22 protein-coding genes are annotated in these 23361 nt (G+C 34.2%); 4 read left to right on the top strand and 18 right to left on the bottom strand.

Annotated elements, in window-relative coordinates; genetic code table 11:
- Positions 1 to 103: 103 nt before the first annotated feature.
- From FLACOL7796_RS14245 to FLACOL7796_RS14185, 13 genes are all read right to left on the bottom strand, one after another.
- Entirely contained in the window at positions 104 to 3415 is a 3312-nt protein-coding gene (locus FLACOL7796_RS14245) for a VIT domain-containing protein (protein ID WP_173971432.1), read from the bottom strand.
- Between the two features lie 418 nt (positions 3416 to 3833).
- Positions 3834 to 4916 carry a bifunctional 3-deoxy-7-phosphoheptulonate synthase/chorismate mutase type II gene (locus FLACOL7796_RS14240; protein WP_068842266.1) on the bottom strand — a complete coding sequence of 361 codons (1083 nt, stop codon included), beginning with the start codon at positions 4914 to 4916 and terminating at the stop codon, positions 3834 to 3836.
- 12 nt (positions 4917 to 4928) lie between these two features.
- Positions 4929 to 5789, bottom strand: coding sequence for a prephenate dehydrogenase (locus FLACOL7796_RS14235; RefSeq protein ID WP_173971431.1), 861 nt, complete (start codon positions 5787 to 5789; stop codon positions 4929 to 4931).
- A 244-nt stretch (positions 5790 to 6033) separates the two neighbouring features.
- Positions 6034 to 7179, bottom strand: a complete 1146-nt coding sequence (locus FLACOL7796_RS14230) for a pyridoxal phosphate-dependent aminotransferase (protein ID WP_173971430.1) — start codon at positions 7177 to 7179, stop codon at positions 6034 to 6036.
- A gap of 147 nt (positions 7180 to 7326) precedes the next feature.
- A complete protein-coding gene (locus tag FLACOL7796_RS14225; protein ID WP_173971429.1) occupies positions 7327 to 8154 on the bottom strand; it encodes a prephenate dehydratase in 828 nt (275 codons plus the stop codon).
- Between the two features lie 549 nt (positions 8155 to 8703).
- Positions 8704 to 9873: a DUF1501 domain-containing protein gene (locus tag FLACOL7796_RS14220; RefSeq protein ID WP_173971428.1), complete on the bottom strand. Its 1170-nt coding sequence runs from the start codon at positions 9871 to 9873 to the stop codon at positions 8704 to 8706.
- A gap of 12 nt (positions 9874 to 9885) precedes the next feature.
- The gene (locus tag FLACOL7796_RS14215; RefSeq protein ID WP_173971427.1) at positions 9886 to 11283 is read right to left on the bottom strand and encodes a DUF1800 domain-containing protein; all 1398 of its coding nucleotides are present in this window, start codon (positions 11281 to 11283) and stop codon (positions 9886 to 9888) included.
- A 167-nt stretch (positions 11284 to 11450) separates the two neighbouring features.
- Positions 11451 to 11726: a hypothetical protein gene (locus FLACOL7796_RS14210; RefSeq protein WP_173971426.1), complete on the bottom strand. Its 276-nt coding sequence runs from the start codon at positions 11724 to 11726 to the stop codon at positions 11451 to 11453.
- An 11-nt stretch (positions 11727 to 11737) separates the two neighbouring features.
- Positions 11738 to 12043: a helix-turn-helix domain-containing protein gene (locus tag FLACOL7796_RS14205; protein WP_173971425.1), complete on the bottom strand. Its 306-nt coding sequence runs from the start codon at positions 12041 to 12043 to the stop codon at positions 11738 to 11740.
- The gene (locus FLACOL7796_RS14200) at positions 12027 to 12374 is read right to left on the bottom strand and encodes a type II toxin-antitoxin system RelE/ParE family toxin (RefSeq protein WP_173971424.1); all 348 of its coding nucleotides are present in this window, start codon (positions 12372 to 12374) and stop codon (positions 12027 to 12029) included. Before FLACOL7796_RS14200 ends, FLACOL7796_RS14205 begins: the two co-directional genes overlap by 17 nt.
- A gap of 187 nt (positions 12375 to 12561) precedes the next feature.
- Positions 12562 to 14958, bottom strand: coding sequence for a ribonucleoside-diphosphate reductase subunit alpha (locus tag FLACOL7796_RS14195; RefSeq protein ID WP_173971423.1), 2397 nt, complete (start codon positions 14956 to 14958; stop codon positions 12562 to 12564).
- A gap of 265 nt (positions 14959 to 15223) precedes the next feature.
- Entirely contained in the window at positions 15224 to 16201 is a 978-nt protein-coding gene (locus tag FLACOL7796_RS14190) for a ribonucleotide-diphosphate reductase subunit beta (protein WP_029270611.1), read from the bottom strand.
- A 336-nt stretch (positions 16202 to 16537) separates the two neighbouring features.
- On the bottom strand, positions 16538 to 17107 hold the full coding sequence (locus tag FLACOL7796_RS14185) for a DUF3109 family protein (protein ID WP_173971422.1): 570 nt from the start codon (positions 17105 to 17107) through the stop codon (positions 16538 to 16540).
- Positions 17108 to 17414: 307 nt separating this feature from the next.
- Here FLACOL7796_RS14185 and FLACOL7796_RS14180 point away from each other — a divergent pair, with 307 nt between their 5' ends.
- The 3 genes from FLACOL7796_RS14180 to FLACOL7796_RS14170 all read left to right on the top strand — a co-directional run bounded on the left by FLACOL7796_RS14180 (position 17415) and on the right by FLACOL7796_RS14170 (position 18907).
- On the top strand, positions 17415 to 17993 hold the full coding sequence (locus tag FLACOL7796_RS14180) for a MarC family protein (protein ID WP_173971421.1): 579 nt from the start codon (positions 17415 to 17417) through the stop codon (positions 17991 to 17993).
- 106 nt (positions 17994 to 18099) lie between these two features.
- Positions 18100 to 18300, top strand: coding sequence for a hypothetical protein (locus FLACOL7796_RS14175; protein ID WP_017496183.1), 201 nt, complete (start codon positions 18100 to 18102; stop codon positions 18298 to 18300).
- Position 18301: 1 nt separating this feature from the next.
- Entirely contained in the window at positions 18302 to 18907 is a 606-nt protein-coding gene (locus tag FLACOL7796_RS14170) for an FAD-dependent oxidoreductase (RefSeq protein WP_173971420.1), read from the top strand.
- A 175-nt stretch (positions 18908 to 19082) separates the two neighbouring features.
- On the opposite strand, the gene FLACOL7796_RS14165 is transcribed toward FLACOL7796_RS14170, so the two are convergent.
- From FLACOL7796_RS14165 to FLACOL7796_RS14145, 5 genes are all read right to left on the bottom strand, one after another.
- The gene (locus FLACOL7796_RS14165) at positions 19083 to 19394 is read right to left on the bottom strand and encodes a hypothetical protein (RefSeq protein ID WP_173971419.1); all 312 of its coding nucleotides are present in this window, start codon (positions 19392 to 19394) and stop codon (positions 19083 to 19085) included.
- A gap of 75 nt (positions 19395 to 19469) precedes the next feature.
- Complete coding sequence (locus FLACOL7796_RS14160) at positions 19470 to 19835, bottom strand: nuclear transport factor 2 family protein (RefSeq protein ID WP_173971418.1); 366 nt, start codon at positions 19833 to 19835, stop codon at positions 19470 to 19472.
- A 19-nt stretch (positions 19836 to 19854) separates the two neighbouring features.
- Entirely contained in the window at positions 19855 to 21432 is a 1578-nt protein-coding gene (locus FLACOL7796_RS14155; protein ID WP_173971417.1) for a S41 family peptidase, read from the bottom strand.
- A complete protein-coding gene (locus FLACOL7796_RS14150) occupies positions 21432 to 21863 on the bottom strand; it encodes a deoxycytidylate deaminase (RefSeq protein WP_173971416.1) in 432 nt (143 codons plus the stop codon). The genes FLACOL7796_RS14155 and FLACOL7796_RS14150 overlap by 1 nt, the downstream gene beginning before the upstream one ends.
- 5 nt (positions 21864 to 21868) lie before the next feature.
- Positions 21869 to 22462 carry a HupE/UreJ family protein gene (locus FLACOL7796_RS14145; RefSeq protein WP_173971415.1) on the bottom strand — a complete coding sequence of 198 codons (594 nt, stop codon included), beginning with the start codon at positions 22460 to 22462 and terminating at the stop codon, positions 21869 to 21871.
- A gap of 169 nt (positions 22463 to 22631) precedes the next feature.
- On the opposite strand from FLACOL7796_RS14145, the gene FLACOL7796_RS14140 reads away from it, so the two are divergent.
- Positions 22632 to 23063 (top strand): tellurite resistance TerB family protein, encoded by a 432-nt coding sequence (locus FLACOL7796_RS14140; protein ID WP_173971414.1) that lies wholly within the window; start codon positions 22632 to 22634, stop codon positions 23061 to 23063.
- Positions 23064 to 23361: the final 298 nt, after the last annotated feature.

Here is a 23361-nt window from a genome sequence, read left to right as displayed (position 1 = left end):
TCTGAAAAACTAAAATATATTAAAAGGCAAAATTACGTTTTTAGAATTGAACAACGCAACTTCGCCTTTTAAAATTAAAAAACAGACGCTAAAATTGACTCATTTACCAAACAATTTCGGCTAAAATTTCATTTTCTTTGATTTTTCCTAACTGAATCGTTTTTAAAGTTTTTGTAGTTTTCCCTGCTCTTGTTGTATATATTTCTACCATAACAGTTGCCGGACCACTTTCGGTCAATTCTCTTTCACCAAAATAATTGGTTTTAATTTGATATTTTCCTTTAAGGGCATTTCGAATTAAATATTGTTCAGGTCCGTAACCTTCTGTAAAATCTTTTGAGAATCTTGCCCCGGCTTGTGTTTCTTTATGGGCATAATAGCATTCTTCCCCATTTGGCTCAATAATATGCAAATCAAGATCAACATCCATTTGGTTCCAATTCATAATTATTCTGATATCAACCGGCATTTTAGCCAAATACTTTTTATCGAGTTTACCCGTTTTCAAACCTTTGTGTTCAATAGTCAAACGGTTAATATCCATTAAAATAATATCTTCTACCCCTTCATATTGTCCGCTCATTTCTCCGTAATAATTTACTTCCAATGCTTTAATCAATTGATCAAAAGCTTCCTGATACTTTCCTGCATCTTCAAGAGCCAAAGCATAATCTCTTAAACTTTGTGGTTCGTGCGATCTCCACTTTGCAATTTGTCTCGCAGTAAATAATGCATCATCATAATCCTGCCATTGGCGCAAAGTATAAGTAAGCGTTTTATAAAGCTGATGATTTTCTAAACCTAAATCGGCAATAGTACTGATGATTTGTAATGCTTTTTTAACATCGCCCTGATTGTAGAAAAAATGCGCTACATCAAAATAGAAACTAGGATTTCTCTCCTGCCCGTTTCTAAGTTCAAAATATAATTCGTATTGTTTTTCTTTTGGTGCCGATGCCAAAGCTTTTAAATACAAACGATCCGGATTCCAGGTTTTAGGTTCATTTTCAATCTCAGTTGATTCTTCATCGTCGTCTTCGCCATCTGAATCTTTTTTAGAATCGAAATTAACTTCACTTTCGCTACTAACTTTATCACTGCTTATTGATGGCGAGATCTGAACTCCGGCCACCTTACTCTCTAGTGCTTGTGATATATCAGCATTTTTAGAAATAGTTTCAGCTGCCACTGATTGTGAAGAATAAGAAACAGATCTTTTTTGTGTTGTTGCATATCCAGTAACGACTACTTCTGCTAATGACTGTGAAGATTCTTTTAATTGAACTCTAATTTGATTATTTCTCCCCACATTTAATTGATAGGGTTCAAAGCCAATAAAACTAAAATTAAGAGTGCTATTCTCGGCTGCTCTAATTACAAATTTACCATCAAAATCAGTAGCAACTCCTTCTCTTTCTCCTCTTATTGTTACAGTCACACCTGGTAAAGGCGTTCCCTGCTCATCTAAAACAGTCCCTTCAACTTTACCTGCCGCAACATTTGTGCTTCTGTTTGAAACTACACTTGCACTTCTGCCAGAACTTGCGCTTACTGCATTATTTTCTGATCGGCGAGGTTTTTTAACTTTCGGCTTCGGTAACGGTTTTGGAACAGAATATTTCACATCTTTTTTCCACCAATTATTTAAACCTTCAAAATAACTTTCTATACTTTCCCAATTATTTTTTTGCTGCGCCAAAGCATTAGCATTTTCCTGTTTTTTAATTCGGTCAAATTCGGCACGTAATTCTGCTGGCGGAATAATATCATAAGAAATATAATCACGAATATCTTCCAGAACAATCAACGAAGTATTCTTTGTTATAATTCCGTATTTCTTGCCTAAAAGCTCGATTTCATCTGCATTTTTACCGTATTGAAAATCAAGATTGGCTATTTTTTTCTGTGCCCAAAGTTTTTCGATATTTACTTCTTTTGTGTTTTGAATACTGGCATCCAAAGTTATTTTTCTTTCTAAAACCGCTTCATTATTATAACCAAATAACAACGTAATTTCATTTTTGGGTTTTAAGGAAATCCCTGAAAAACTAAAACTTCCAGAAGCCGAAGTTCCCGGCATCGGAAACAAATCAGTCACGGTATAATTCTCTTTTATTCCTAAAAATTTCAAATTTGTATTCACCAATTTATCCAAAGCATTTTCCTGATTCACCTGATTTAAATTGATAAAACTACCACCTGTTTCCATCGCCGAATAATTCAGAAAAGAAAAATCAGCAGAAACAGAAGATGTAATCGTATAAATTGGCTTTTTAGTTTTTGGCAAAGCATTATCGCTCAAAGAAGATAATCCATCTGAAAAAAGCAAAAACTCATCGTGAGGTAACAGATTTATTTTAGAAAATCTTGTTCCACCATCGTATTTGGCATTTTCTAATACGGTTTTTAATTCAGTCCAATTTCCGTTCGTAATGGTATAGTCTTTTTGTTTTTCGAAAGTATAATTCAAAAAGTATAAAGTTACTTTTGTATTTTTTATTTTCTGAAAATAAGCCTCAAGCAAAGCCAATTCCTTTTTTAAATCTCTCGTTTTACAACTCAATGAATTATCCCAAATTAAACCAATCGAAACTGGATTTTTCTTTGCTATTTTATTCCCTTCTACAAAAGTATTTCCGTAAAAATAATGCTGACCGCTAACATCCTGCATCAATACACTTGGAATGTTTTGCTGAATAGGAATTTTAAAAACTAATTTCTCCGTAGGCTGATAATTTTCTTTTTTAATGGAAGTCTGAAAAGATTGATTCCATTTTGAAAAAGCAATTTCATTACCTGAATTTTCTGCCACAATTGGAGCAGCTTCAGTTCCTAAAACCGAAACATTCATCTCGAACTGATCTAGTTTTTTAGGATAACGACTTACTAATTGGTACACCAAATTATTTTTATCGAATGCCGAAAGTTCTTCTTCATAACCTATAATAACAGTTCGTTCTCCGTTTGGCATCAACGGATAAATTCGGGTTCTAAAATTATTCCCATCTACTTTTTCTAACAATCCCGGGTCAACACGACGATGTTCGATAGCCTCAAAAACCTGTTTTCCTTTATTTTTATTTACCGGAACGGCTTCACGCATTTTACCATTAATATCTATGGCATATCTTGAAACCGAAACATTTTCCGGCAACGGAAAAATAAGTTCCGCTTCCATCTGGCGGGTTCCTGAATTAAAGAAATGCATTTCGGCAGTAGTATAAGCAATATTACCCACCACTTTTACATTCACAATTAATTTATTCATTCTCACTTTTTCAGCTTCATCACCTTTCACCGTTAGTTCGGGACTTTGCGCTAAAGATTTTGTTCCTAAAAACAACAAGAAATAAAACAATACTTTCCAATTTACTTGAAAAAATTCTGGCTTAGATAAACGTCTTTTTGATTTCATAACACGAGAGTTAAGTTTGTATATAACTATAGAGCATATAAAATCTAAAAAGGTTGGAATGGGTTATAAAAAAATTTTAAACCATATAAGTTATATAAGAAAATATTAGCTTAAGATTGATATTAAAAACCTTGTAAAATATAGCCCACGGTTTTAACCGTGGGACTCAATTAATGTTCGCAATCTTTTGAAATCGCAAATCTTTGTCCCCACGGTCGAAACCGTGGGCTACGTTTATATACAAATTCTATTAACCATATTATGGTTTATAACCCAAAAAAAAATCTCCAACACTTCTTTACAAAGTGCCGGAGATTCTTAAAAAAAACAATCTATTTTTAAATAATGTTATAAGAAAATTTTAAAATAGTTTTACTATAATTTAAATTAACTTATATCACTTATATGGTTTAGAAAATTATGCGTTGAAAATTTTCTCCTGGTGACCAATACTTTCCTGGTGAATTGCTTTGAACATTCTTAAAACAAACTCTTCAGTAAGACCTTTTTTCTCTCCTTCAAGAATCATTTTCCCTAAGATTTCATTCCAACGGTTGTTTTGAAGAATTGCAACGTTTGCATCTTTTTTCACTTGTCCAATTTCGTCAGCCACTTTCATACGTTTTCCTAACAATTCTAATAAGTTAGCATCAAGTACATCGATGTTCGCTCTTAGTTTAGTCATTTTTTGGCTGTACTCATCTGTAGTATCATCTGTTTTTCTGATAGTCAAATCTTTAATGATTTGTTTCAAAGCGTCTGGAGTAACTTGTTGAGCAGCATCAGACCAAGCGTTGTCCGGATCGTAGTGCGTTTCGATAATCATACCATCGTAATTCAAATCTAAAGCTTCTTGTGTTACTTCAAAAATCATTTTACGATCTCCAGTAATGTGAGATGGATCGATGATTAATGGTAAATCAGGGAATTTATTTTGCAATTCGATAGCAATTTGCCATTCTGGAATGTTTCTGTATTTTGTTTTTTCGTAAGTAGAGAAACCTCTGTGGATAACTCCTAATTTTTCGATTCCAGCCATGTGTAAACGCTCGACACCACCTAACCATAAAGCTAAATCAGGGTTTACAGGGTTTTTAACCAAAACGATTTTATCAGTTCCTTTCAATGTATCAGCAATTTCCTGAACTGCGAAAGGGTTTGCAGTTGTACGAGCGCCAACCCATAAAACGTCGATATCGTGTTCTAAAGCTAGTTTACAGTGCGCCGCAGTTGCAACTTCAGTACCCATTAATAAACCAGTTTCAGCTTTTGCTTTTTGTAACCATTTTAAACCAATTTCTCCAACACCTTCAAATCCTCCCGGACGTGTTCTTGGTTTCCAGATTCCTGCTCTGAATACACTAACTTTTGAATCTTTCAATTCATGAGCAATTTTCAATACTTGATCTTCTGTTTCTGCACTACATGGTCCTGCTATCACAAGTGGGTGATTTAAATTGAAATCTTCTAACCACTTTCTCATTTCTTTCTTATTTTCCATCTTAATTTTAATTTACTTCTTAGTTGTTGTTAATCCGTTTAATATTTCTTTGATTTTATTCGTGCTTTCCATTTCTTCAAAAATGGCATTGTAATTTTCGTCTTTCAACAAATCCCTAAACCGACTGAGATTTGAGATATATTCTTCTAATGTTTCGATAACGTGTTCCTTATTTTGCTTAAAAATCGGTGTCCACATTGCTGGCGAACTTTTTGCTAAACGTACCGTACTTTCAAATCCACTTCCCGCCATGTCAAAAATATCCTGTTCGTCTTTTTCTTTGTTCATTACCGTTTTACCCAGCATAAACGAACTAATATGTGACAAATGCGAAACGTAAGCGATGTGTTTATCGTGCGAAGTCGGATCCATATATCGAATCCTCATTCCGATTTCGCTAAAAAGCTTTAACGCCTTTTCCTGCAATTTAAAAGTGGTTTTTTCCACCTCACAAATTATGTTTGTCTTTCCTTTAAACAAACCTCTTATCGCCGCCGAAGGTCCTGAGAACTCCGTTCCTGCTATGGGATGCGTTGCGATAAAATTTCTTCTTTTTGGGTGACTGGCAACAGCATCACAAATTGGTTTTTTAGTCGAACCTACTTCAAAAACAATCGTTTTGTCTCCAACTAAATCCAGCACTTTTGGCAAAACTATCAGCGCTACATCCACCGGAACCGAAACAATTACAAAATCAGCATCAGCCAATTCTTCAAAGCTTCCTGCCTGATCGATAACACCCAAATCAATTGCTTCCTGCAAATGTTTTTCGTTACTATCAATCCCAAAAATAGTTGCATCACGATGTTGGTCTTTGATGTCCAGCACCATCGAGCCGCCTATTAACCCTATTCCTATTACGTATACTTTCATATTTCTTTTTATTAGAAGCTATTTCCTGCTATCCGCTGTATCTTTTATGGTGAACCCCACCATAAAAGGATGCCGCTTCTATCAGGGCTAGGGCTTCTTGTTTTTTCAAGACCTTTTATTTTTTTTGTCACCCTGAGCGAAGTCGAAGGGCGCTCCAACTAGAACGTGGGCTTCGACTTCGCTCAGCCTGACAAACTATGCCAAAAAATCTAAAATCTTGATTATTTACTCTTTGCTCTTGCTTCTAAAATCGATCAATCGCTTCTTGTACTTTTTCCTCTTTTACACACAATGAGAATCTAATATAACCTTCACCATTACTTCCGAAGATTGTTCCTGGTGTAATGAAAATATGTTTCTCATATAATATCTCGTCAATGAACTTTTCTGCTGATGCTATTCCTTCCGGCAATTTTGCCCAAACAAAAAGTCCAACTCCTTCTTTATAAACTTTACAGCCTAATTTTTCTGCTAGTTTTTCTGTCAATTCTCTACGACGTCTGTAAATTTTATTTTGATCTTCGAACCAGAATTTATCACAATTCAACGCTGCAACTGCACCTTTCTGAATTCCGTAGAACATTCCGCTGTCCATGTTGCTTTTTACTTTTAGAACTGCATCAATAATTTCAGGATTCCCTAAAACCATTCCGACTCTCCAGCCTGCCATGTTGAACGTTTTACTAAGTGAATTCAATTCTAAAGCCACATCTTTCGCACCTTCAACCTGCAATAAACTCATCGGGTTATCATTCAAAACAAAACTATACGGATTGTCGTTGATCAATAATATGTTGTGTTTTTTAGCAAAAGCAACCAATTTTTCAAATAACGCTAAACTTCCTCTCGCTCCTGTTGGCATGTGAGGATATCCCAGCCACATAATTTTTACTTTCGAAAGATCCAATTTTTCCAACGCTTCGAAATCCGGTTCCCAGGCATTTTCTTCTTTTAGATCATAATAAACTGGAACTGCTCCTACCAAATTCGTTACCGACGTATATGTTGGATAACCCGGATTCGGAATCAAAACGTGATCTCCTTCATTCAGGAAAGCTAACGAAATGTGCATGATTCCTTCTTTCGAACCCATCAAAGGCAAAATCTCGTTATTTGGATTTAATTCAACACCAAACTGATTCTGATAAAAATCTGCCATCCCTTTTCTCAATTCCGGTAATCCCTGATAGCTCTGATAACCATGCCCATTCTCATCTTGAATTGCTGCGGCAACCGCTTCAATTACTGCTTTCGACGGACTCAAATCAGGGCTTCCAATTCCCATATTGATGATAGACTTTCCTTCAGATTGTAGTTGACGCACTTCTCTCAATTTTGAGGAGAAGTAGTACTCTTCAACTGTATCTAATCTTTTTGCTGTTGTAATCATGATTTTTATTTATATTTTGCTTTAGGCTATAGGCCGTAAGCTTTATGCTCATTTTAACTTTCTAACTTTTCGGGCTTCTCCCGAAGCTTCGGGATCGATCAGCCTGACAATTGGAATTTGGAATTTTAAAAAATTGAAATTTCCTCTTTATGGTTTCGTATTTTTATATTCTCCTAATATTTTAAAATATTCTGCCATTATGTTTAATAACGATTTGGCTTTTGCAAAATCTTCGTATTTCTCGAATGTTACGTCTACGAAAAACGAATATTTCCAAGGTGTTTCAATTTTTGGCAGCGATTGAATTTTTGTCAAATTCAGTTTGCAATCGCTCATTACATTTAAAACTGCTGCTAAGCTTCCTCTTTTATGATCCAGTTCAAATTTGATTGACGCTCTGTTGATTTCGTTTTCCGGCAAAAATGAATTTTGCTTTTTGATAATCACAAAACGAGTCATATTGTTTTTGATCGTTTGAATTTCCGGTGCGATAATATCAAGATCATACATTTCCGAAGCCGTTTTACTTGCAATTGCAGCGATTCCGGTTAGTTGTTTTTCCTGAATTCTTCTTGCTGTTTCAGCGGTATCTTTATCTTCGACCAACTTAATGTTCGGATATTGTTTTAAGAAATCCATGCATTGTAAAATTGCCATTGGATGTGAATGAACTTCTTTTATATCTTCGATTTTCTGACCTTTCAGTGTCATTAAATTTTGACTAATATTCAAATAATGCTCTCCAATTATGTGTAAATTATTCTTGTCAATCAATGCATAATTCGGAATAATTGGCCCTGCAATCGAATTTTCAATTGCCATAACTGCCTGGTCTGTTTTTCCTGAAAGCAGGCTGTCAATCAATTCTTCAAACGACAAACATTCATCAATTTCCACATTTTCAGAGAAATACTCTTTCACAACCTGATGATGAAAAGAACCTTTTATACCTTGTATCGCAATTTTAGTTGTCATATATTCAAAAAAAAATCCTGATTTTCATCAGGATTGTATATTAGTTTTATTTGTCTTTTAAATTTTCTCAAATAACCATAGCACAATCCTCACTTCTACTAAAGAAGAAATAAAAAGAGTTGCTAAAATAAAAACGGTTATTAGACATTTTGTTTGTGTTTTTCAATAAATTCTCTGCGAATGTATAAATTAATTTCAGTGCACCAAAAAAAATATTGCATTTTATGAAACAAAAAAGGATTTCTTAACAAATTTAGCAGGTTTTGTATGATAATATAAAAATATTGGTTTAAAATGAGATATTTACAATGGGCTTTTGAAGGTTCTGAGGTTCTGAGATGCTAAGGGACTAAGTTTTTTTTCGCCACGAATTCACGAATTAGCTCAAATCTTTGTGATTATTTAATTCAGATTACACAGACTACTCAGTGTTTTTGTCATTTCGACTGAAAGGAGAAATCACACTCGTAAATCGACAAAGTTTGACGATATTCTGTGTGGAATTTCTAGTGCGATTTCTCCTTTCAGTCGAAATGACAAAGATTGCGATCATCCAAACAACCCAGAAACCGGCTGATTTTTAATCCCAATTTTAGAATAATCGAAATTCATTTTTTCTTTTAATAAAGAGGCATAGACACTTCTAAAATCGGTTTCGTATTTTAAATCACCGTTATCCAGGTTCGCTAAATCGGGATTGTGGCCTAAAATAGTTCCTTTGTTATTTCCCCCTATTATAAACATTGGCGCGGCAGTTCCGTGATCTGTTCCGTTTCCGTTGTCTTTTACTCGTCGGCCAAACTCTGAAAAAACTACGATTGTAACATTTTGAAGTAATTGGGCTTGTTTTAAATCCTGATAAAAACTGTACAAAGCATCATTTAAGTCGGCTAATTTTTTCTCGTGAATGGCGAGTTGATTGTCATGTGTATCAAATCCGCCAAGTGACGTATAATATACTTTCGAATTCAGATTCCCTTTGATCAATCGGCCAATCCATTCCAGATTTTTTGATAAGTCGGTTTTAGGATAAGTGATTTCTGATTTTGATTTGGACAGGGCTTTCTGAATTTCATCTGATCCTTCGGTAACGGAATTGGCAATTTTTCGAACAAAATCTAATTGCGGATTATCAGATAAGGTTACATTTTCTTCTTTATCTGATTTTACTTTAAATCTATTTGGATCTTTTACCGTGATCGAATTAGGCTCCAATCCTTTTAATGCGAGATTATCAATCGAATCGAGATTGATTCCTGCCGTTGCCTGATGTCCGTTGCATTGCAAATCGAGATAACGTCCTAACCAGCCTTCGTTGATGTATTTATTAGAATCTGTTGCGGTTTGCCAGATTTCCTGACTGCGAAAATGCGACCGAATAGGCTCCGGATATCCCACATTCTGAATTACAGTTAAATCTCCGTTTTGCTGCATTTGAGCAAAATCTTTTAACGAAGGATGAAAAGCCATTCCTTTATTTTTACTGATAACCAAATCTTTATTCAAGGCAATTTTAGTTCGAAGATCATAATACAACGGATTATCGTACGGAATAAAAGTATTCAAACCATCATTTCCGCCATTCAATTGTACAAATACAATACATTGCTCGCCGATTACTAAATTATTTTGCGAACCAAAAGCATGTAAAAAATCAGGAAGCACGAGCATTCCGCCAGTAAAAGTTCCTGTAAGCGTTAGAAAATTCCTTCTGTTCATAGCTGTAGCTTTCTAGATTAATTGATATTCTGGTAGTTTCGTGATATAATCAAAAAGTCGTATTACGGCAAAATTGGCGTGAGCTTCTTTTGGGTCGAAATCATACTTTAGTAAATTCTCCATATCTTTTTGCATCGAATCATTTACTTTAAATAATAATCTGTTTGATAATTCGGTGATGATGGTTTTATTATTTCCGTTAGGATCAAAGTCAATTTTAATATCAATTTTCTCTACTTCTGTTTTTGGCTTTTCAGTATCCGAAGTCATTGTATTCAATACTTTTCTGGTAATACTTCTTCCGCTGCAAAGCAAATCTGAAGTGTTGTTGCGTTGTAAATAAATTTGTGAAGTCAGCCAGGAATTTCCGCCATCCCAACCTTTTACATTGACCTGATTGTACAAATCCATTCCTTGTTGTTTCAGGAAATAGAGAATCATACCATCGTCAAGATCGTCGATATGCAATTCATCCAAAAGCTGTAAAATATAAACCAGCGGATCTTTGATCTTCGTTCCTGAAGTTTCTTTTTTATATTCTTCGGTAAAGATTTTGGTTAGCAAAGGTTGTATTTCGAACTTTACTTTTCTGAAATAATCGCCGTAATAGGTCACTAATTCTTCTGACGGATTATCATAAATAAACCATTTTAGAATTTTTCTGGTAATGAGATACGGAATATTTTTTTGCTCAAAAATGATATCAACGAGATCATCTGAATTCCAGTTTCCGGTTTTCCCGAAATACGTTTTATTGGTATTATCCTGCGCCAGGCTTCTATACATTGCGCCGTCATCTCCGTAATTTAATCCAGCCAGAGCTCTTGCGCCTTCTTTGATATCATTTTCAGAATAATTTCCAATCCCGATTGTGAATAATTCGAGTAATTCCCGACTTAGGTTCTCGTTGTACTTTCCTTTTTTGTTATCGACATTGTCCAGATATTTGACCATTGCATTCGACTTTACGATTTCTTTGGTTAGTTTTTTGAAATTCCCAAATGCATTTTCGCGCAAAATCATATTGTGCTGATAAATCCAGTAATTGACTTTTACTTTTTGAGTTGTAGAAACGAAATGATTGTGCCAGAAACAAACCATATTTTCGCGTAACGGGAATTCGTCGTTTCGCATTTTGCCAATCCACCATTTTTTTAATTCTACGGATGAATAGATTTCCTGCTTGAGGATTTTCTTTTTAGCTTCTGAATCGGCAGTTTTTATCGCTTCTCGCAGCTCTTTGAGTTCGATTAATGTTTTGGGATCGTCATTTAAAAAAGTGGGGAGTTCTGTGTCGAATTTTGAATCATAGGAATGTTTTAGAAATTTTTCTAATCCTAATTTTTCTATTGCATCGGATTCTTTTCCGGAAAAACCCAATCGTAAGGACCAAAGATTGCTTTTTTTCATAATTCAGAAATTATTACAATAAGACTTTACTTTCTCTTAAAGGTTTAAAGAGAAGGTTCTGAGTTTCTTAGTTACTAAGGGACTAAGTTTTAAAATCTTTGGTAATAATTAGAACGGGGAATTTTTGGGGATATTGTTCTATTTGTATTAATACGAAACGGACGGAATTAATACATAACAAGAAGTTCATCAATAAATTCCCTTTCTGCGTTGATGTATAAAAAATAGTCTACAACTTCTTTTTGATTTTGAAGAACATTCAATTTGATCTCAATACAGGGAGTTGGAATAAAATCGTGATCTATTAGAACAGCAATAGACTTTGAAACAATCTTATCGAATTGAATATATTCATATTGTTCTGGATTTATATTACGAAAATATTCTAAAGCAAGATTATACAACTCTTTTTTATTATGGGATATTCTTTCTAATAAATCCATTTATTTTTAAATTATAATTTAATGGATAGTTCTAGATGCCCTCCCAGACCAAGCTCTACAATTTTTTGAAGTGTCGAAAATTTAACTTCTTTTACATTATTCTCGATCTTAGAAATGTATGATTTTGTTGTACCCGCTTTTACTGCAAGTTCTTCTTGAGTCATTCCTTTTTGAAGTCTAGCCTCTTGAAGTAAGACTCCAATTTTAAAATTTTCATACCCAGCTTCAAATTCATCACGTTTTAGAGTACCAATTTTCCCGTAATTTTCTTCTACAAAATCGTCTAGACTAACTAAGTTTTTATTTTTCGTTTTCATATTCCTTTTTAATTTTCAAAGCCTTTTTAATTTCTTTCTTTGGCGTTTTCTGAGTTTTCTTCTGAAATCCATTAGCCAAAACAACTAATTTTCCTTCATCAAAAAAACAAAAAACTCTAAATATATTACTTCCAAGCTGAATTCTAATTTCAAAAAGTCCATCGGTATTTTCAATATGCTTTAAATACGTTGATGGAATTTTTTCAGCGTATTCCATTATTTTTATTGTCCAGATTATTTTTGCTTTAACTTTTTCTTCTTGCTTATCAAAAAACTTTTTAAAATAATCTTTAAAGAAAAAAACAGACCGGAACTTTGAATTATCATTCATTTACAAATATATAAAAGTTGTTCTTAAGTGAAACTTTTTATTTCAAAAAAAAGTTCTTCAAAATAACAAATATAAGTAAAAAGCTACAAAATAAATGCTTTTCATAAAAAAAGCAGCTATCATTACAATAACTGCTTTTTATAAATATTCTAAAAATCTAAAATCTTAGATCTAAACTCTAAAATCATTAAGACCCACACATTTCACAATCATCAGGCTCTGCTGCTTGTGCTTTTAAAAGCATTGCTTTGTAATCCTCAACGCTGATTGCTTCTGTTTCCGGAACTAAAGTTACCGGTGCATCTTCTTCTTTTTTATCGTTGTTTAGGGTAAATTTGATAGCATCAACCGCAGATTTTGTTCTTAGGTAATACATTCCTGTTTTTAAACCTGATTGCCAAGCATAGAAGTGCATTGACGTAAGTTTAGAATAGTTTGCATCTTGCATGAACAAGTTTAATGATTGCGACTGGTCAATAAAATAACCTCTTTGACGTGACATATCGATAATGTCTTTCATCGACATTTCCCAAACTGTTTTGTATAGTTCTTTAAGGTCTTGCGGAATCACATCAATATTTTGAACTGATCCGTTATGACGCATGATTTCTTGTTTCAAAGTTTCGTTCCACAAACCTCTGTCTACTAAATCGTGAAGTAAGTGTTTGTTTACTACGATGAATTCTCCAGACAATACACGACGTGTGTAAATGTTTGATGTATATGGTTCGAAAGCTTCGTTGTTTCCAAGGATTTGAGAAGTCGAAGCGGTTGGCATTGGCGCCACTAATAATGAGTTACGAACTCCATGCTCCATTACTTCTTTTCTTAATGAAGCCCAGTCCCAACGGCCTGATAATTCTTCATCTTTCATTCCCCACATATTGTATTGGAATTCTCCTTGTGACATTGGAGATCCAGCGAATGTAGAATATGGTCCTTCTTCTTTTGCCATTTCCATAGAAGCGGTTACGGCTGCGAAGTATAATGTTTCGAAAATTTCCTGGTTTAATGCTTTTGCTTCATCGCTTGTAAACGGCATACGCAACATGATAAAAGCATCTGCTAATCCTTGTACTCCTAAACCAACCGGACGGTGGCGTAAGTTAGAATTTTCAGCTTCTTTTACTGGGTAGTAGTTTCTGTCGATTACTTTGTTCAGGTTACGAGTTACACGTTTTGTAACATTGTAAAGTGCTTCGTGATCGAATTTACCGTTCTCAATGAACATTGGCAATGAGATAGAAGCCAGGTTACAAACCGCGATTTCATCTTTAGAAGTAAATTCCATAATCTCTGTACACAAGTTTGATGAACGAATTGTTCCTAAGTTCTTGTGATTCGATTTACGGTTTGCTGCATCTTTGTACAACATATAAGGCGTTCCTGTTTCGATTTGTGATTCAAGGATTTTCTCCCATAATTCACGTGCACGAATGGTTTTTCTACCTTTTCCTCTAAATTCATAATCAAGGTACATTGTTTCGAATTCTTCTCCGTAAACATCGTATAATCCCGGGCATTCGTTCGGGCACATTAAAGTCCATGATGCATCTTCCTGAACACGTTTCATGAATAAATCAGATGTCCACATGGCGAAGAATAAATCTCTTGCACGCATTTCTTCTTTTCCTGTATTTTTCTTTAAATCCAAAAATTCGAAGATATCAGCATGCCATGTTTCGATGTAAATCGCAAAACTACCTTTACGTTTTCCACCACCCTGATCTACGTAACGAGCCGTATCGTTGAACACTCTCAACATTGGTACGATTCCGTTTGAAGTTCCGTTTGTACCACGAATATAAGATCCTGTCGCACGAACGTTATGAATAGAAAGACCAATTCCTCCCGCAGATTGCGAGATTTTAGCCGTTTGTTTTAAAGTGTCGTAAATACCATCGATACTATCGTCCTGCATTGCCAAAAGGAAACAAGAAGACATTTGTGGTTTTGGAGTTCCTGCATTAAACAACGTTGGTGTTGCATGCGTAAAGAACTTTTTAGACATTAAATCGTAAGTTTCGATTACTGATTTTAAATCGTCAAGGTGAATACCAACCGAAACACGCATCAACATATGTTGTGGTCTTTCGACGATTTTACCGTTTATTTTCAACAAATACGAACGCTCTAAGGTTTTGAAACCAAAGTAATCGTAATTGAAATCTCTTGTATAAATGATATGCGAATCTAAGAATTCTGAATTTTCCTGAATTACTTTGAATACTTCATCCGAAAGTAACGGAGCTTCTTGCCCGTTTCTTGGATTTACGTAATGATACATATCTTTCATCGTTTCTGAGAACGACTTTTTAGTATTTGAATGTAGGTTTGAAATTGCCACACGCGCTGCTAATTGTGCATAATCTGGATGCGCAATTGTCATAGAAGCCGCCGTTTCTGCCGCAAGATTATCTAGTTCAGAAGTTGAAACCCCATCATACAATCCTTCGATAACACGCATGGCTACCTTAACAGGATCTACAAGTTCATTTAAACCGTAACACAATTTTTTGATTCTTTCTGTAATCTTATCAAACATTACGGGCTCTCTGTGGCCATCTCTTTTTACTACATACATAAGCTTACTATTTTAGTTATTGAAAAAATGAAAGACACTGGAATAACGATTTCCAGTACTTAAACATTGCGTGTTTTATAATTATTTTTTGAGAATTGCAGGATTCTCAATAGTTATCTGTTCCAGCCTACAAAATAGACCGAAAAGGCATTAAAAATTGTTATTGAATCTGCGATTTGGGAAAGAGATTCAACCGAAAAATGTTCTGTTATAAAATTTTATTCTTTCTAACGTTTCGAGGTAACGCTAAAATTATTCTTGTTGTCTAAAAATCTGCATCAAATGAAATTTTCTGAGCATCGCTGTCTGTGTTCATCACACCAGATTTTTGATACTCTGCAACACGTTTTTCAAAGAAATTAGTTTTTCCCTGAAGAGAAATCATGTCCATGAAGTCAAACGGATTCGCTGATCCATATACACGTTCGCAACCTAATTCTACTAATAATCTATCCGCAACAAATTCTAAGTATTGCGTCATTAAAGCAGCATTCATACCAATTAAACTTACCGGCAAAGATTCTGTAACAAATTCTCTTTCGATATCTAAGGCATCAACGATGATTTCTTTAATTCTGTCTTTTGGTACTTTATTAATCAGGTGATGATTGTGTAAGTGCACTGCAAAGTCACAGTGTACACCTTCGTCACGGGAAATCAACTCGTTAGAAAAAGTTAAACCTGGCATTAAACCACGTTTTTTTAACCAATAAATAGAACAGAAGGCACCTGAAAAGAAAATCCCTTCAACGGCAGCAAAAGCAATTAGTCTTTCAGCAAACGAATCAGATTCGATCCACTTTAAAGCCCAGTCTGCTTTTTTCTTAATTGCAGGAAAAACTTCTAATGCATTAAACAATTCTGCTTTCTCTGCTTCATCTTTCACGTAAGTGTCAATTAATAAAGAGTAAGTTTCGCTGTGAATGTTTTCCATCATGATCTGGAAACCATAGAAAAACTTCGCCTCAGCATATTGAACTTCGTTTACAAAGTTTTCAGCAAGGTTTTCATTTACAATTCCGTCAGAAGCTGCAAAGAATGCTAATATATGTTTAATGAAATATCTTTCGTCGTCACTAAGTTTATTGTTCCAATCTGTCAAATCCTGGTGCAAGTCAATTTCTTCGGCAGTCCAGAAACTAGCCTCCATTTTTTTATACCATTCCCAAATATCGTGATGTTTGATAGGAAAAATAACGAAACGATTTTTATTTTCTTGTAATATTGGCTCGACTTGTGACATGGTAATTTTTATTTAATTTTTGTACTGAATTTTTACTAATTCAATAGACTACAAAGATTGTCAATTATCGCTAAAAATGAAAGCCAAACTTATTCACAATTCGACGTAGTTTTTAACAACGGTCGAAAAATGCGATATTTTTCAGACAATAATTAATTTATTGTAAATGAATGGTTTAAAAACGAATAAACGACCTTGAAGCCCGTAAAATATAGACTTTTTACAATAAAAAGCAAGAAATTTTCAATTGTTTTTAAAAGTTTTTTTTTGAGTTAAAACTTTATTTTTTGAGTTAAAATATATCCTCTAAAAGCAGTAACTAAGGCGCCGGAATTTTTAAGATTTTTTAAGTTCTTCGGCTACTTTTTCAAGCTCTAAATACCAATCCCGACCAAAACGGCGGATCAACGCTTCTTTTACGAATTTATAAACCGGAACTTCCAATTCTTTACCTAAAGAACAGGCATCATCGCAAATATCCCATTTATCATAATTAACTGCAGCAAACTCTGTAAAGTCTTTTACGCGAATTGGGTATAAATGACAAGAAACCGGTTTTTTCCAATCTATGATTCCCTGATTATAAGCCTGCTCGATTCCGCAAAGTGCAGTTTTGCCATCAAAAATAACATACGCACAATCTTTTTCATCGATTAATGGTGTTTCAAGATCACCATCTGTCCCTTTTACCCAGGTTCCTTGCGCTTCGATTGCAGCAATTCCTTCTTTACGTAAAAAGGGTTTTACTTTAGGATAAATTTCTTCCAGGATTTTAGTCTCAGCTTCGTTTAATGGCGCACCGGCATCTCCGTCAACACAGCAAGCTCCTTTACAAGCTGACAAGTTGCACACAAATTCTTTTTCAAGAATATCTTCTGAAATAATGGTTTTTCCTAATTGAAACATGATAATAAAGTACTGAAATTTATAAAGTGCAAAGATAGTCAAAGAAAGCAGATAAACACTTTAAAATATTAACCGCAAAGCAAGCAGGGATTTACCCAAAGATTTGCAAAACTTTACAACATTTTATCCTTTGTGAACTTTGCGTAAATCTTTGAGAATCTTTGTGACTAAACCATTATTTGTTACAAATATCACTTTTTTAACCATTAAACCATGTTTTTATAACAAAAATACATCGTATCAAAAAAACACCTACCTTTATTATCTACCTTTGCAAAAAATTTTAAATCCTTAAAATCAAAGTGATATGCTAGAAATCGACTTTAAAGAAATAATTACTGTTGGGATGGTACTTTTTGCGGTAATTGATATTGTAGGCTCAATTCCGATCATTGTAAATTTAAGATCTAAAGTGGGCCATATCGAATCTGAGAAGGCTTCGATTGTAGCAGGCCTTATTATGATTGTATTTCTTTTTGTTGGAGAAGGTTTTTTAAGTCTTATAGGCATCGACGTGCATTCGTTTGCCGTTGCGGGTTCGTTTGTATTATTCTTTCTGGCTTTAGAAATGATTTTGGGAATCAGGATTTATCGTGACGAAGAACCGGGCTCAGCTTCTATCGTTCCGTTAGCGTTTCCGTTAATTGCCGGAGCAGGAACTATGACGACTTTATTATCGCTACGATCTCAATTTCACACCATTAATATTATTATCGCTATTGTATTAAATATTATACTGGTTTATATCGTTTTAAAATCTTCTAAAAAAATCGAAAATTTATTAGGAGAAAACGGACTTGGCGTGGTTCGCAAGACATTTGGAGTGATACTTTTAGCAATTGCTGTTAAATTATTTGCTGCTAATGTTAAAGGTTTGTTTGTCTAACATTTATTTTTATAAATTTACCCCATAAAATTTCTAAAATACAACTTTAAGACATTTTTTAAGTCAAAGAGTTTTACTTTATTATTTTAGGCAAACAACAACCATTATGAAAATTTTTACTTCAATCTTAGTGCTTTTAGCATTAGCTTTAATTGTTTTTAATATTACGTTGCTAGACTTCAAAAATCCTTTTCAGGGAGACAGTGTAGTTGCTTTTATTGGAATCGCAGCTTCATTTTGTGCCGTTTTGATTCTTTTAATCTTTAGAATTTCTAAAAGAATCGAAGAAAAAACAAACGGTCGTTAATATGTTCGACGTTTTAATTATTGGCGGAGGTGCTTCAGGAGTTTCTTGTGCACTTGTTTTGGGTTCAGCTAAGAAAAAAACTTTTGTCATCGACAAAAAAATCGGGATTTTTATGCATCAGAAAAACTCTGCTTTACAAGAAGCCGTTTTCTATAATGCTTATGGCGTTCCTTCAGGAAAATTAGGTTCTCAATTGCTAGATGAAAGTTCACAATTTTTAGGTGAAAGTTATCCGCAAATTGACCAAATATTTAATGAAAAAGTAATAAAAGTCGAAGGCTCTTACCCTGAATTTACGGTTACTACAAACAAAAATTCTTATCAAACAAAAAATATTGTTGTTGGTATTGGTTCTGCGAATACTTTTGACATCGAGGGCTTGACACAATATGTAGAACCCCACAAAAAAGCATTACCGGAGAAACAACGTATTCAGCTTAAAAACGACGATCATAAAGTAGCCGACGGCATTTATGTTATTGGAACTTTAGCAGGCTGGAGAAGCCAATTGGCAATTGCTGCCGGAAGTGGCGCTGCCGTTGCAACAGATATTCTTACTTTATGGAATAACGGCATACAAACTCACTCGCACGATAGTATTCGATAAAGTTTACCTATAAAATTATTAAACCATATAAGTTATATAAGTTCATTTAATGCATTGCGCATATTATCAACTTATATAACTTATATGGTTTCTTTTTTTACTTAAGTTTTATTTTCTTTTAATAGTTATTGCTTCACGCATAGTATTAAATGAACAACTTACACGGTTTAACCCTTTATTTCACAGAAACAATTTCTTTTACCGTGATATGTTTCTCAGTATCTGCTTTCCAGATTTCTCCTTTTAGAGATACCTCATCGCCTTCTTTAAATCTTTTGAAATTCTCAGGTCCACCAAGATTTACAATGCTGATTGTAGCAAAATAAACCTCATTTTTATCGGTGTTGATTTTGGCCGTATAACCGTCTTTTCCATTTTCGATAGAAATCACTTTTCCTGAAATCGTATTTTTATCTTTCATACAAGCACAAGAAATTACAAAAGTCATTAACAACAATAAGAAACTTACTCTTTTTAGATTTTTCATATTTTATAATTTAACCGTAATTCCAATAATTATCAGGAACCGGTTATGTTAGATTTATATTTTTACTTTCAAAATTTATACCATTTGTGTACAACTTCCGGCAATAACTTTTAGGCTTTCGCCGAATTGCCTCCACACTCTTATATAACGAAACAAATTAGCGATAGGATTATTATCATAAACTCCTTTTAATAAGATAATCACACTCACTACTGCTGTATCTTCTATTATATTAATGATTTGATCAGAAGCTTCTAAGGTTTCGATTTTCATTTTTCCTAAACGATACGATTCTAAATCAAATTCTTTTGTGATGGTTTGTCCGTCCGGCAAATTAAAAAGCAAATCATCGTGCAGCATTTTATCCAACGCTGCAACATCAGCATTTTTTATTGCCGTTAAAAGTTCGATTTCAGCATTTACAATAGTTTCTATTTTCATCTGATACAAGAATTAAGGATTACTTTTTCGGATTCAAAACTGCTTTTATCATAGCATCATCTTTTAGGATAACATCATAATAATACAATTCGCCATAAAGCTGACGGGCAAATTCTGCAGTAATATAACGGTTTACCAATGCTTTGGTTTTGTCTAATTTTAACTCAAGTCCTGTCATTAAAATATAGTTTCTGAACTTTTTAAAATAAGCATCAGAGCTTTTCATCTTAGCCAAAAACTCATTAAAATGAAGTCCCGCAAAAGCATCGCGGTTTTTATCTAATTCCTCAAAAACAAAATGTCCCACAATTCCGGTCTGCATTAAATAAGCCACATTCTCGTTTCCGTGTTCTGCTTCTATTGGCACAAAAACGTCCGGAACAATTCCGCCACCGCCATAAACGATTTTACCTTTTGGAGTTTTAAATTTTAATGAATCGGCTACTTTTATACTGTCTTTTGCATAAAGTTCGCCTGATTTTACACGCGATTCTGATTCTTTAAAATACTCTTCGTTTCCTTTTTTATAAGGTTTCTGAATCGATCTTCCGGTTGGGGTATAATATCTCGCTACGGTTAATCGCACAGCAGATCCGTCATTGAAATCCATTTCGCGTTGCACCAAACCTTTACCAAAAGAACGGCGACCTACAATAGTTCCGCGGTCGCTATCCTGAATAGCTCCTGCTAAAATTTCGCTCGCTGAAGCACTATTTTCATTAATCAAAACATAGACTTTTCCGGTTTCAAAACTTCCTGCTTTTGTCGCAAAAGTTTTTTCGGTTGTTCCGTTTTTATTTTTGGTAAAAACAATCAGCTGTTTGTCTTTCAAAAACTCATCGGCAATTGCAATGGCTTCTTCCATATAACCTCCGCCATTATCGCGAAGATCGATGATAAGAGATTCAATTCCGTTTTGTTTTAGTCGCGTTAAACCTGTTTTAAATTCATTAAAAGTAGTTTCTGCAAAACGGTTGATCTTGATATAACCTGTTTTATTATCGAGCAATAAAGAAGCATCCACACTTTTTATAGGGATAATATCTCTTTTTACTTTAAACTTTAATTTCTTTTGTTCTGATTTTCTAAAAACCGTCAATTCAATTTCAGAACCTTTTATTCCTTTTAATTTCGAAAATAAACTATCAGACGGTAATCTTCTGCCGTATAATTTCGTTTTTCCTGCAAATAAAATTCTATCACCAGATTTTATTCCGGCTTTCGCCGAAGGTCCGTTTTCGATTGGTTTTATAATCGCAACAGAATCTTTATACATATAAAAGTTAATTCCGATTCCCACGAAATCACCTTTCATACTTTCTGCCACTTCAGCCTGTTCTGTTGGCGGAATGTAAACAGAATGTGGATCTAATTTTGAGAGAATATTATCTACGGTAAGGTTTACAATAGAATCGGTATTGATGCTATCAACATATTCGTTATTGATAAAATCAATGAGTTTGTTCAGCTTGGTTTTCGAATAATTTTTAGCCAAAAGCTGATCATCAACGGGAGCATTCATAAGGCTTCCGCTGACAATACCAAGAGCAAAGGTCGCTCCTATAATAATTGGCAAATATTTTGAGTTAAATTTCATTATTCTTCTAAAACAGGAATATGTTCGACTTCGACACCTGCTTTTATTAAAAACTGAATTCCGGAATCATCACGATATCCGTTATGATATACCACTCTTTTTATTCCTGACTGATGTATCAATTTGCTGCATTCTTTGCAAGGTGAAAGCGTAATATATAAAGTAGCTCCTTCGCACGATTGTGTTGACCTGGCTACTTTAAGTATTGCATTTGCCTCGGCATGAAGAACATCCCAGCGGGTTAATCCGTCTTCGTCTTCGCAGCAATTTTCAAATCCGGATGGCGTACCATTGTATCCATCAGAAATAATCATTCGGTCTTTTACGATAATGGCGCCTACTTTTTTTCGCATGCAATAGGAAAGTGCTCCCCATTCTGTCGCAATTCTTAAATAAGCCTTATCGTATTTATTTAACTTTTTTTCTTCCATTTACTTTATCTGTTCCAAATTGGGCTTTCGATAATCATCGGAACTACAACTCCAATAATAAAAGCCGACATTACAAGCGCCCAATCGCGCTTTGAAAAGCGAAATACGGTTTGTACAATATATGATATAATCAGAACTACAAAAACCACAACTAACTGAGCTGCTTCGATTCCTAACGCAAACTCGCCTAAAGGTAGTAATTTTGAACTAGGTGAGCCACCTAAAATTGTCTTGAAATAATTAGAGAATCCAAGTCCGTGAATTATCCCAAAAAACAGGGTTACAAAAAACACTAAATTCAGTCCGTCATTCTTAGATGTTTTACCTGCTGTAAAAAGATTAAAAACCGCCGTTATCAAAATAGTGATCGGAATTAAAAACTCGACTGTATTAACTTTTATAGCAATGATTCCGTAAACTGAAAGCAATAAAGCCAATGTATGGCCAATTGTAAATACAGAAACGAGAAGCAAAATGCGTTTCCAGTCTTTGAACAAATAAGGGGTTGTTAATGCGATTAAAAAAAGAACGTGATCATAAGCGTGAATATCTAAAACGTGCTTTAATCCTATTTGAAAATAAATCCAAAATTCTGACATACGGGTAATACTATTAAATGTTTAGGGGTTGTAAACTTACGATTTATTTTGAAGATTTAATGAGGCCAAAGATTAATTCAATGAATATTGATAAGTTAAAATTTATGAGAAAATTAAAATTAATAATTTAAAATAAAATTTATCTTTGCTTTATAAAAATCAACAAATTATGCCATTTTCAGAATTATTTGATAACGAATTCAAAGAAAGAAACAGAGGCCATTTCTCTGCAATTGTTCGTGTAGCTTTTGCTGACGGAAAAATTAATGAAGAAGAACAAACGTTTTTAGATAAAATAGCTTCAACATTACAAATTTCAGAAGAAGAATACAACGAAATCCTTAAAGATCCGTGGAAACACCCAATAAACCCACCTTACTTATATACACAACGTTTAGAACGTTTGTATGATTTAGCCAGAATGGTTCACGTAGATCACCATTTAGGAGATCAACAAGAAGTGATGTTAGGCCGTATGGGATTAGCTCTGGGATTTACACCAGGAAACGTAAATTACATCGTTAGAAAAGCATTGTCTTTAGTAGACAAAAAAGTAGATTTAGATACTTTCCTTTTCGAAATGGAAAACATGAACAAATAGTATTCAGTTTACAGTCTCAGTCACAGTAGACAGTGTTGTACCGAAGACTGAAGCTTAATTGAAACCAAAAAATAAACCCGACAGATTTTTAAAATCTGTCGGGTTTGCTATTTAGTTCAATCTGAGACTGAAAACTGAGACTGAGACTGTGACTGAAAACTGCGACTGAAAACTTATAAATAAAAAAGCTCCCATAAGATAAGAGTGGTCGGAAGAAATTCCGGCCACTTTATGTTTTAAATACTTTTGAAGGATCTCCGCCTGCGAAGACTATCATTATTGCAGTAATAAGTTCCCT

The sequence above is a fragment of the Flavobacterium bizetiae genome, from assembly GCF_902804475.1.
Classification (GTDB): Bacteria; Bacteroidota; Bacteroidia; order Flavobacteriales; family Flavobacteriaceae; genus Flavobacterium; species Flavobacterium bizetiae.
Note: the sequence above shows the minus strand (reverse complement) of the source record. Positions and strands in the feature narration are given on the sequence as shown.